Annotated in this window: 7 protein-coding genes; 3 read left to right on the forward strand and 4 right to left on the reverse strand. The window is 38.8% G+C overall.

Annotation, left to right across the window (positions count from 1 at the left end; genetic code table 11):
• Positions 1-93: 93 nt before the first annotated feature.
• From thrC to thrA, 3 genes are read right to left on the reverse strand one after another with little or no spacing between them, the layout of a single operon-like run.
• On the reverse strand, positions 94-1,392 hold the full coding sequence (thrC, locus tag IPP32_11435) for a threonine synthase (GenBank protein MBL0048693.1): 1,299 nt from the start codon (positions 1,390-1,392) through the stop codon (positions 94-96).
• 14 nt (positions 1,393-1,406) lie between these two features.
• Positions 1,407-2,342 carry a homoserine kinase gene (locus IPP32_11440; protein ID MBL0048694.1) on the reverse strand — a complete coding sequence of 312 codons (936 nt, stop codon included), beginning with the start codon at positions 2,340-2,342 and terminating at the stop codon, positions 1,407-1,409.
• 12 nt (positions 2,343-2,354) lie between these two features.
• A complete protein-coding gene (gene thrA, locus IPP32_11445; GenBank protein MBL0048695.1) occupies positions 2,355-4,811 on the reverse strand; it encodes a bifunctional aspartate kinase/homoserine dehydrogenase I in 2,457 nt (818 codons plus the stop codon).
• 100 nt (positions 4,812-4,911) lie between these two features.
• On the opposite strand from thrA, the gene IPP32_11450 reads away from it, so the two are divergent.
• The 3 genes from IPP32_11450 to IPP32_11460 all read left to right on the forward strand — a co-directional run bounded on the left by IPP32_11450 (position 4,912) and on the right by IPP32_11460 (position 10,325).
• The gene (locus IPP32_11450) at positions 4,912-7,587 is read left to right on the forward strand and encodes an AsmA family protein (protein MBL0048696.1); all 2,676 of its coding nucleotides are present in this window, start codon (positions 4,912-4,914) and stop codon (positions 7,585-7,587) included.
• Positions 7,588-7,730: 143 nt separating this feature from the next.
• Complete coding sequence (locus IPP32_11455; GenBank protein MBL0048697.1) at positions 7,731-9,695, forward strand: OmpA family protein; 1,965 nt, start codon at positions 7,731-7,733, stop codon at positions 9,693-9,695.
• A gap of 30 nt (positions 9,696-9,725) precedes the next feature.
• Positions 9,726-10,325, forward strand: coding sequence for a DUF479 domain-containing protein (locus tag IPP32_11460; protein ID MBL0048698.1), 600 nt, complete (start codon positions 9,726-9,728; stop codon positions 10,323-10,325).
• A 214-nt stretch (positions 10,326-10,539) separates the two neighbouring features.
• Here IPP32_11460 and IPP32_11465 read toward each other — a convergent pair whose 3' ends face one another.
• On the reverse strand, positions 10,540-12,009 hold the full coding sequence (locus IPP32_11465) for a T9SS type A sorting domain-containing protein (GenBank protein MBL0048699.1): 1,470 nt from the start codon (positions 12,007-12,009) through the stop codon (positions 10,540-10,542).
• Positions 12,010-12,101 lie beyond the last annotated feature (92 nt).

A 12,101-nucleotide genomic window follows, 5' to 3' on the forward strand; every position in this document is an offset into this window, starting at 1 on the left:
GCGTTAAAAAATTTGTATTCCTTTTCAAACGTATGCCCGTGTAAGCAATCACTATTAAAGTAAAACAGTATCTTTCAGGAAAATGATACTCCTTTAATTTCCCAATAAATAATTCTTAAAATCCACATATGATTTACTTAACACAATGCTTCTTTTATCCTTAGTCGCCACCGCTTTTAACCCCTCCGGTAATTCAAGTTTAAAATTCAATTTCTGCTCAACCGTTTCTAAAAACTTAGCCGGGTGCGCTGTTTCCAAAATAACTCCTACTGCTTTTGGATTCTCCAATTGATATCGCTTTAATCCCGCATACCCCACCGCACCATGTGGATCCATAACATAGCCAAAGCGAGAATAAATTTCTTTCATAGCCAAAATTGTATCCGCATCTGTAACGGAATAGCCTTTGATAATCTTTTGTATCCCTGCAATAGAATTATCAAAAATATCCATCATCCGTGCAAAATTGCTCGGATTACCCACATCCATTGCATTAGATAAGGTTTGTATTGATGGTTTTGCCGTAAATATTCCACTCTTTAAATACGCCGGGACCACATCGTTTGCATTGCTCACCGCAATAAAATCTTTCACCGGCATGCCCATCTGCCTTGCAAAAAGACCTGCAGTTAAATCCCCGAAATTACCGCTAGGAACAGCAAATACAAGGTTTTCAGCTACATCTTTCAATTGCTTATACGCATTAGCATAGTAAAAACTTTGCGGAATTAAGCGCGCAATATTTATGCTGTTGGCAGATGAAAGTTTAAATTTTAAAGTCAATTCCTTATCCAAAAACGCTTGTTTCACAAGGCTTTGACAATCATCAAAACTTCCGTCAATTTCGAGCGCACGAATATTTTCTCCCAATGTTGTTAATTGCTTTTCCTGCAAATCACTCACCTTCCCGGAAGGATATAAAATAATTACTTCAATGCCATCTACTTTGTAAAACCCACTCGCCACGGCACTTCCGGTATCGCCCGAAGTGGCAACCAAAATGGTAATCTTTTCATTTTGACTTCGAACAAAATACCGCATGAGTTGTGCCATAAACCGCGCCCCAAAATCTTTGAAGGCCAGTGTTGGTCCATGAAATAATTCCAGCACATGTGTATGCGCATCCAGCTTCACCAAAGGTGCATCAAAATTTATGGCTTCATTTACAATTTTGAGTATCACTGCTTCAGGAACTTCGGCAGCTAAAAATTGTTTACACATCTCATACGCAATTTCTTGAAAAGAATATTGTCCAATATCCTTCCAAAAGGAGTGCGGCAAAGCCTCAATACGCTCAGGCATAAACAAGCCATTATCATCGGGAAGGCCTTTTAAAACAGCTTGTTCAAGAGAATAAAAAGTAGATTTATTTTTTGTAGAGTAATACCGCATACGCTAAAATTCGTTTAAGAAATAACTTTCACTCCTTCACCATTTACTTTGGAAATAAATGCATCGCTCTTAATATTGTTTGAAGCAAATGCTATTTGCATCGCTTTAGCAATTTTTTTGCAGTCTTTATTTCCTTTGCACAATGCAAATAGCGATGGACCCGAACCACTAATGGTACAGCCCAAAGCGCCATTGTCGATAGCAGCTTGCTTAACTTTATAAAATTCAGGAATCAGCTTGGCGCGATAGGGTTCCGCAATGACGTCTTCAATTGCCTTACCAATTAATTTATAGTCCGATTCATACAAACCTGCCACCAATGCTGCAGTATTGCCCCATTGCTTTATTGCATCTTGCATAGGAATCTCTTTTCGCATCACTGCGCGCGCATCTTTTGTAAGTACTTCAACGTGGGGATGAACGACTATAACATACAAATTTTTAGGAACTGGTAAGGATATTAACTCTAAAGGCGAGTTATTCCGAATCAATGAAATTCCGCCTAACATGCAGGGCGCAACATTATCGGCATGCGCTGTACCACAAGCTACACGCTCTCCTTCCATCGCAAACGGCACGAGGTCCATTCTTTTTTTAATGGGCTTACCCAACAATTCGTTCGCTGCAAAAGTTCCGGCAACAGCACTTGCGGCACTGGAGCCAAGGCCACTGCCTAAGGGCATTTTCTTTTTTAATTCAATATCAAAGCCTTGCTTACTTTTTATTTTTTTCAGCAATGCCGCTATTGCCACACTAACTGTATTTTGCTTGGCATCGTAAGATAATTTGCCACCATCGCCACTTATTTTTTTTATAAGCAGGTTATTTGTGTTGTTAAAGCTAAGTTTCACTTCATCGCCAGGTGTATCAATACATAAACCCATTACATCAAAACCACAACCCACATTGCCTACTGAAGCCGGAGCAAAAACTGTAATTGAATTTTTCATACGCTTCCCCATTTATTCGAAGTAGTTTCCAATACTAATAATCTCAGCAAATACACCGGCCGCAGTAACTTCAGCGCCCGCTCCGGGACCTTTCACCACCAAAGGGCGATCGTGATACCTTTCGGTTGTAAACGAAATAATGTTATCGCTTCCGGATAAATTATAAAAAGGATGTTTTTCATCCACTTCCAACAATCGAATACTCGCTTTTCCATTTTCGAGTAGAGCTATAAATCGCAGCACTTTTCCCTTTTCTTCTGCCTTTGCTCGTCGTGCTTCAAATACAGCATTCGAGATTTCAAGTTCCTTAAAAAAATCTGTAACGGATTTTGCTTTTACACAATTTGGTGGAAGTATTTGTTCAATGGCAATATCCTTAATCTCAATCTCCATCCCGGTTTCGCGCGCCAATATCAATAGTTTTCGCGCTACATCCATTCCACTCAAATCATCTCGCGGATCCGGCTCGGTGTAGCCCTTTTCTTTGGCTTGCAACACCACCTCATTAAATTGAATTCCCTTTTTGTAGCTGTTAAAAATATAGGACAGCGTTCCGGAAAGTACCGCTTCAATTCGAATTATTTTATCGCCACTATGTAATAAATCACTTAGTGTTGAAATAACCGGAAGCCCTGCTCCCACATTGGTTTCATACAAGAACCGCACCCCACGCTTCTTTGCAGCACTTCTTAATTTTGTATATTCCGTATACTTACCACTATTCGCCAATTTATTTGGAGTCACAATGGATACACTGCTTTCCAAAATTTCGTTGTAATGGCTCACCACCTCAGCGCTAGATGTGCAATCTACAAAAATACTTTGTGCCAGATTCAGTTCTTTAATTCGCTGTACAAAACTTTTAATGTTGGATTTTTCTCCCTTTGTTTCCAGCACTTCTTTGTAGCGGCTCAGGGAAATACCGTCTTCATCAAAATACATTTTTTGTGTATTGGTAATTCCTGCTATTATCAGTTCGATGGAGCGTGCTTCGCGCAAAAATTTCTTTTGCTTTTCAATTTGCTTGATGAGTGTACTTCCAATTAAACCGGTACTTCCCACCAAAAACACATTCAAGGTTTTTACATCCGATAAAAAGAAACCTTGATGTAAAGTATTCAACGCCTTATTCAAATCCTTGGCATGAATTACCACCGAAATGTTTAATTCGGAGGAGCCTTGCGCAGTAGCAACAACACTAATCCCATTTTTTCCCAATGCTTGAAACAAGCGCCCCGACACGCCCGGGGTATTGCGCATATTTTCGCCAATCACCGCAACAATGCTCAGGTTTTCTTCTACTCGTACTTTTTCTATCAGGTGCACTTTTATTTCGAGTGCAAAAGTTTCTTCTATTGCTTTCCTAGCTATTTCAGCATCTCCTGGTTTCACCGCAAAACTGATGGTGTGTTCAGATGAGCCTTGCGTAATTAATATTACATTCACTTTGGCTTGTGATAAGGCTCCAAACAAACGTGCCGAAATACCTGCCACGCCAACCATTCCGCTTCCTTGCAAAGTTAAAAGTGCAATTCCGTCAATCGAAGAAATACCCTTCACCATGTAATTGGGATCGCTCGATTTGGTGGAAATTAAAGTTCCATGCGCACTTGGGTTAAATGTATTTTTTATCCAAAGTGGAATGCCCTTCTCTAAAGCGGGCTGAATCGTTGGCGGATGAATAACCTTAGCTCCAAAATGCGACATTTCCATGGCTTCCTCATACGTCATGGCACCTACCGAAAATGCTTTGCGCACTTTGCGTGGATCAGCTGTCATCACTCCATCCACATCGGTCCATATTTGAATCTCACTTGCTTGCAGGGCAGCTCCAAAAATTGCTGCGGTATAATCTGAGCCTCCTCTGCCTAAGGTAGTAATCTCATTTTTTGAGGTGGACCCAATAAAACCGGTTACTACTTCAATGCTTTTAGAAGAGGCAAAATAGGCCCGAATATTTTTATTTGATTTTAGGAAATCAACTTTTGCTGATCCAAAATTTTCATCCGTTTTTACAAGCAGACTGGCATCCAAAAAAGTAGATTTCAGTTTTTGTGATGTGAAATAATGCGCTATAATCTTCGCTGCAAACAATTCGCCATGGCTGCAAACAAAGTCGAGTGTTCGCTGTGAAAGTTCCTTTACCAAAAATACACCGTGCAATAAATCCTGCAGGGCTGCAAAGCGCATTTCCATAAATTCATACAATGCCTTTTCCTGCTTCAATCCCAACTCATTGGCAGTTTTGAGGTGCCTTTGCTTTATTTTTTGAAATAGGTCAAGGTATGAATTATCCTGTGTGGCTGCCAACTGACTCACCTTAATTAAATCGTCGGTAACACCTCCAAATGCCGAAAATACAACTGCCAGCTTTTTCTCTGCTCGATACTGTTGCTCAATAATTTTGGCTACCCCCTTTATCCGTTCAGCTGTTGCAACCGAACTCCCCCCGAATTTTAGAACTATCATAAATTAAAATCTGAAAACTATTCCTTTCAAAAATAGAAAAATTATATTCACTTATCCTCTAAAAATGGTAATTTTGCTTGACTTTTTACCAAAACACATTATGAAAAAATTTCTTAAGATTTCCGGAATAACCATAGCTCTTTTATTAATTCTTATCGTTTCACTCCCTTTTCTATTTAAAGATAAAATTGTAGCCAAAATAAAGGAGGAAGCAAATAAAAACCTCAATGCAAAGTTAGATTTTGGCAATTTTGATTTAACACTCATCAGCAGTTTTCCCGATTTTAAATTCACACTTCATGACCTAAGTATAGTGGGAGTTGATGCCTTTGCGGGCGATACGCTAATTGCTTCCGATGTTATTTCACTTAATATTAATTTAATGAGTGTAATAAAAGGTAGCCAGTATAAAATTAACTCAATTGTGCTGGATCATCCCTCCATCCTTGCAAAAGTGTTGAAGGACGGAAAAGCAAATTGGGACATAACTAAACCCGATTCCAGTGCTGCTGCCCCAAGCTCCGAATCCGCTCCCTTTAAAATGACCTTGAAAAATTTTGAAATCATTGCAGGAAACATTGTGTACGATGATGCGGAAATGGGTTTTAAAACCGTGCTAAAAAATATGAATCATCAACTTAGCGGGGATTTTAGCGCGGATGAATTTGAACTCAAAACCCTTACCGATATTGAACAATTTACCATGGCCTATGGCGGAATGAATTACTTAAGCAAAGTAAAAACCGTAATCAAGGCCGACCTGGATGCCAACATGCCCCAATTTAAATTTACTTTTAAAAACAATGAATTTAGTTTGAATGAATTGGTATTTGGACTCGACGGATATTTTGCAATGCCCAAAGAAGACATGGATATGGACTTAAAATTTGTGGCTAAAAAAGCGGATTTCAAAAGCTTTCTTTCGCTCATTCCCGGTACCTACACAAAGGATTTTGCAAATATAAAAACATCCGGGAAGCTTGCTCTTGATGGCTTTGTGAAAGGTATTTATAACGATAAACGCATGCCGGCATTCGGGGTAAAAATAAATGTAGACAATGCCATGTTTAAATATCCAAGCTTACCCAAATCTGTAAATAATATTTGGGTTGATGCCAACATCAGCAACAAAGACGGAGAACCCGATCATACCTTAATTGACATCAAAAAATTCCATCTCGAAATGGCCGAAAACCCTGTGGATATTCGTATGCATATTGCCACTCCGGTAAGTGATCCCAACATCGACGGCGACATAAAAGGAAAATTAGTTTTGAATTCAGTAAAAGAATTTATTCCGCTTGAAGCCGATCAAAAATTAAGCGGAACCATTATTGCTGACATTGCCCTGAAAGGAAAAATGAGCAGCATCGATAAAAAACAATATCAGGATTTTACAGCAAAAGGGCAATTAATTGTGTTGGATTTAGATTACAAAAGTAAAGACACACCTTATGGAGTGCTGATTAATAAAGCTTATCTAAACTTTAGTCCGCAGATGGCGGAGTTGACACAATTTGATGCACGTCTTGGGAAAAGCGATATGACAGCTAACGGAAAAATGGAAAACTTTTTGGCCTATGCTTTAAAAGATGATTTGTTAAAAGGTGAATTTAATTTAACATCCAACTTGATTGATTTAAATGAATTAATGGGCCCGGATGAAGCTCCCGCTGCGGCGGATACAGCAAGTTCAGAAATGGTGGCAGTTCCTTCCAATTTAGATTTTACGATGAATGCAACAATTGGAAAATTGCTTTACAGCAATATGGAAATGACCAATGTAGCCGGTGCTGTTAAAGTGAAAGATGCGGTTGCAAAGATGGAAAATGTGAAAATGAATTTACTCGATGGCAGCATGGTAATGAGTGGAAGTTACGATACTAAAAATTTGAAAAGACCTTTAATGGACTTCGATTTAAACATTAACGATTGGGACCTTTCTAAAACCTATAAAACATTTAATACCATCGAAAAACTTGCACCCATTGCCAAATATGCAAGTGGCAAATTTTCAACAACAATTCAACTGGCTTCGGCAATGGACGATAAAATGAATTTGGACATGAAATCCTTAAACGGATACGGTAAACTTCAAACAAAAAGCGTTATTGTATCCGGCTTTGAGCCGCTGAATAAAGTGGCCGATGCCATTAAAATGGAACAATACAAAAAAATGGATTTGAGCAATACTAACCTATCCTTCAAGTTTAAAGACGGAAAAGTAAACATCGATCCCTTTGATGTGAAACTTGGAAACAGCAAAGTGAACATTGGCGGTAGCAATGGTTTTGATGAGAGCATTGATTATGTTATGAAATTCGAAATTCCGCGCGCCGAAATGGGTGGACAGGCGAATGCCATGTTAGAAAGTATTGTGTCGCAAGCCAACAGCAAAGGCACCAATTTAAGTTTGGGCGATAAAGTTAACCTCGATGTTTTGGTTACAGGAACTGTTAGCAAACCCTTGGTAAAAGCAGGCTTAAATAAAAGCGGAACCAAACTTATAGACAATTTGAAAGATCAAGCGAAAGCCGAATTCGACAAACAAAAAGCGGAGTTGGAAGCAAAAGCAAGAGCCGAAGCCGACAAACTAAAAGCGCAAGGTCAGGCGGAACTAGATGCACAAAAAGCAAAAGCACAAGCCGAAATCGATCGTCAGAAAAAAGAGGCGGAAGCAAGAGCTAAAGCGGAAGCCGACAAATTAAAAAAAGAAGCCGAAGAAAAAGCCAAACAAGAAGCAAAGAAAAAACTGAACGGATTGTTTGGGAAATAATAAATAACCCAAAAGTCGTGCTACAAAGCTATCCACATTAATGCGTCTTATATGTAAGCAAGGTATTTATGAAAATAAACATGCAATATTTATTTCTTGCCTCGAATGTTGCATGCGCAGTGCTATTTTCCTCAATTTAATTTATGAATAAACTAATTTTCATTTTATTTATTTTCTCTACCCGTATTTGCGCTCAAGACGAAAAAACTGCCTGCAAAGCCATCGAGAATACTAAAGCTCAGAAACTCTACGAAAAGGGAATCGACAAAAAAAAATATGATTTCAAAGAGCGTAAAGATTTTTTACTAAAAGCCATTGAAGAGGAGCCGGACTATGCCGAAGCACTTAATGCCCTTGGTAATTGTGCCGTTACAGTTGCCAAAGGCGATGGAACTTCCTTTGCTCCCGCCAAAAAATATTTCGAAAAAGCAATTGAACTTTGTCCGGATGTAAATGCTTATGCCTATTTCTATTTAGGTTTGATTGCCTATGGTGGCGATAAATATGAAGATGCGGCAAAACACATGCAAAAGTTTTTGACTTATGATGAAAGCACCAAAAAAGATGAGGATTATAACAAAGCCTCAAGCATTGTAAAGGAAGCAAAATTTTTTGCCGAAGTTTATAAAAACCCTGTCCCCTTCGATCCCAAGCCGGTAAAGGGAATTTGTACGTATGAAGATGAATTTTTGGCCATGATGTCGCCCGACAATGAGCAACTTTATTTTACCAAACGCTTTATGAAACAGGGCCGGAACGAACTTACGCCGCATCAGGTAGAAGAATTTGAATTTGCCGAAAAAAGTGGAGATGCTTACACCAACGTAAAAGCTCTGGAGCCCCCATTTAACGTAGGCGATAATTATGGTGGCACCACCTTCTCGCTCGATAACAAACACATGTACATTACCATGTGTAAGCCCGACAAACGCGGCGTTATGAATTGTGATATTTTTAGTTCTGATTTAATTGACGGAGTATGGACCGAATTAAAAGACTTAGGGCCGAATGTAAATACCGCCGACGGCTGGGAATCGCAACCTACGCTTTCTTCAGACGGAAGAATATTATATTTTGCCAGTGCGCGTGCCGACAGTAAAGGGATGGATATTTACAAAAGCGAAAAAGATGAAAAAGGGGAATGGTTACCTGCTCAAAACTTAGGCGCGCCGGTTAACACAGAAGGAAATGAAAAATCTCCCTTTATTCATTCCGATAGTCAAACGCTGTATTTTAGTAGCGATGGACAACCTGGCTTAGGTGGTTTTGATATTTTTTACACCAAACTCGACATGAGCACTTTTAATTGGAAAGTTCCCAAAAATATAGGTTACCCAATTAATACAGACAAAGATGAACTTGGATTTTTTGTGAGTACGGATGGACATATCGGGTATTTTTCATCCAATCAATTAAAAGGTAAAGGAACCGGCGGATACGATGTATTTTATTTTGAGCTATATAAAGAAGCACGTCCCGAAAAAATAATATTCATCAAAGGCGAAATCAAAGACGAATCGAATGCGAGTCTTGCACATGCTCGTGTGGAATTAAAAAATCTTGATTCAAAAAAAATTACTACCATCGAAGTCGACTCTGTGAGCGGAACGTATGCCGCAGTTATGACAGTGAAAAACAATGAAGATGTATTGCTCACCATTAAAAATCCGGGTTCTACATTTACATCGCAAGTGATACACGCCAGTGATTCCACAATAGGTAAACCACAAAAATTAAATGTAAGTATTGATTCCATAAAGGTTGGGAACACTTACAAAATCAATAATATAAACTACAAAACCGGTTCAGCCGATTTAACGCCGGAGAGTAAAATAATTGTGGAGGAATTTGCCAATTACCTCAAAGATAATCCAAGCATCAAAATCGAAATTCATGGACATACAGACAATGCCGGCGCTCCTGCAACCAATTTGGCGCTAAGTACCGATAGAGCCTTTACTGTTTACGATGTGTTGCAACAAAACAGCATTTCTAAAGAACGCATGAGTTATAAAGGCTTTGGTGGCACCAAGCCCCTTGCCAATAATGCAACAGAAGCAGGTAAAGCACAAAATAGAAGGACAGAGTTTGTGGTGCTGGCAAATTAATACGCTTTTTATATAATCAAATCCGCTAAAATGAATTTCCTCGCTCACTTATACCTTTCCGGTGATTCTGAAGGCTTGCTTATTGGTAATTTTATTGCCGATGCTGTGAAAGGAAAAGCGCATGAAAAATTCTCGGAGCCTATTCAAAAGGGAATTATTTTGCACCGGAGGATTGATATGTTTACGGATTCTCACCCCATCGTTTTACAAAGCTGTAAGCGCCTTTGGGATAAATATCGTCATTATTCTCCCGTAATTATTGATATTTTTTACGATCATTTTTTAGCGGCCAATTGGAAATATTATTCCAATATCCCACTCGAAAAATTTGCTGATGATAGCTACCGCTTGATGGAGAACAACTTGAACATTTTTCCTGAAAAGATAAAAATTATGTTGCCCTACATGAGCAAACACAACTGGTTGGTGATGTATGCTCAAGTAGAAGGTATTCGCAAAACCTTAACGGGAATGTCGCGCCGAACGCCTTTTGAATCGGGAATGGAAACTGCAGTGGAGAGCTTGGTGGAACATTATCCACTTTTTAAAAATGAATTTGAATTATTCTTTGAAGAACTAAGAACCTACGTTGCCGGGGAGATTATAAAACTAAATCAAGTCGGAGTATAATTTAATTAGTGCAAATAATCAGCTGAAAAATAGAACACGGATGGCGCGGATGATTATGATTTACGCGGATTTATTTGCGATTAATTTTACAGTAGTTTTTTTGAGGGAGACAATTTGCATTTATTATTTTATCTCTGCGTCCTCCGCGCCTACTCTGCGAGTTTTGCGGTATGAAATTCATCTATACTGATAAAAAAGTAGTCACAAAATAAAATTACTCCACCACCAATTTCCCAATCGCAATGATTCCATTTTTTGAATAAATCTTATAAAAATACACGCCATTGCTAAGTCCTGCACGTGATACACTAAAGTGCTTTTCTGTTAGTTTATCAAAGCTCCTTAATTTTTTACCCATTACATCTTGCAGCTCAAACGAGTAAATTTCGTTGCTGTTAGTGCTGTTGATAAAGAAATTAGTTTCGTCTTTAAATGGATTGGGATATACACTTACCCCAGAATTTGCAAGTTGTTCGCGCAATCCCACTGTTGAATAAATTGTATTCATCACCGTATTCGTTACCACTGCCGCATTAAAATCAAAATAAATATAAGCAGTATTGGCAATCACAGTCCCTATCGGATTGTTCGATTTTTGACGTACGGTGTAAGTAAAATAACCATTGCTACCTTCTAAATTCACATTGCTATCTGGCAATAAAATATTGTCAAAGCGAAACGTCAAAACTCCTTGCCCACTCAAATCAAAAGTATAAGGATGGCTTGCAGCTCCCGGAACAATTGTGGCAGGATTTAAGAATGGTGAAAGCGTATCAATAACTACAACCGTAAAAGCAGTATCATTTCCGGTGTTCTGAAATCGAATGGTGTAAGTTAACAGCGAATCACTTGCTAAAATATTTCCATTGGCACCAATTCCAACAGGAAAAACTGCTTTATCATTCGGATCTAAAGAACCTGTAACCGGTTCACAACGAGAAAGAACATTATCGCCCGGATAACAATCACCGGAGCTTGGACTAATTTCAAAATAAGAACACAAAGAATCATGAATACCAAAAGTAGCAGGGATTGTAAAAAAAGCTTCAGGCTTGGTTGTCCAATTCCAAATACTTGCGGGAGGAACATTGTTAAACGTCCATTCTATCTTATGCTGCGCCGGATAATGCACTCCCCCTTGCGTACAACTCGTGTAAATTAATGCCGAATCATATACAAATGTAATTACTGCATTTTGTGGATTGGGACCATGATTGTAATAACACATCCAATAGTGTTTCGAAAAGCCTGGATTTGCGCTGTTCCAGCCGGGATGCAATGTTAAATCAAAGTTACCTCCTACTGACTCATAAGCGAAATTATTATTGTGCGAAGTATCACCGTGCTGATTAAAGTTTACATTAATACTTCCATTTGCTGGGCAGGTTAAAACAGTCTGGCAGCTATTGTTAAAGCCAGAAACCATTATAACATTGTTCATGGAGTCAGCATGTATTATAAAGTCGCCATTAGAATCTGTATATCCATACAAATTCCCCGGGTTTGAATAAACTATTTTACCTGAAATTCCTGCTTCCCCGCTATCCTGAATGCAATTACCATTAAGATCATTATATATTTTGCCCTTAATAATATTGTGACAATCAGAAAGAATATAAACTGAGCCAGGACTCTGACAACCGATTGAATCGGTAACCACAACTGTATAAAAACCTCCAACCAAATTTGATGCAACGGCGCTTGCTTGATGCGCCGAATCGCTCCATAAATAAGTGAATGGTCAACCAGTTGGCAACGGTTCCACATTTGCAGTAG

The organism is Bacteroidota bacterium, assembly GCA_016721765.1.
GTDB lineage: Bacteria > Bacteroidota > Bacteroidia > UBA4408 > UBA4408 > UBA4408.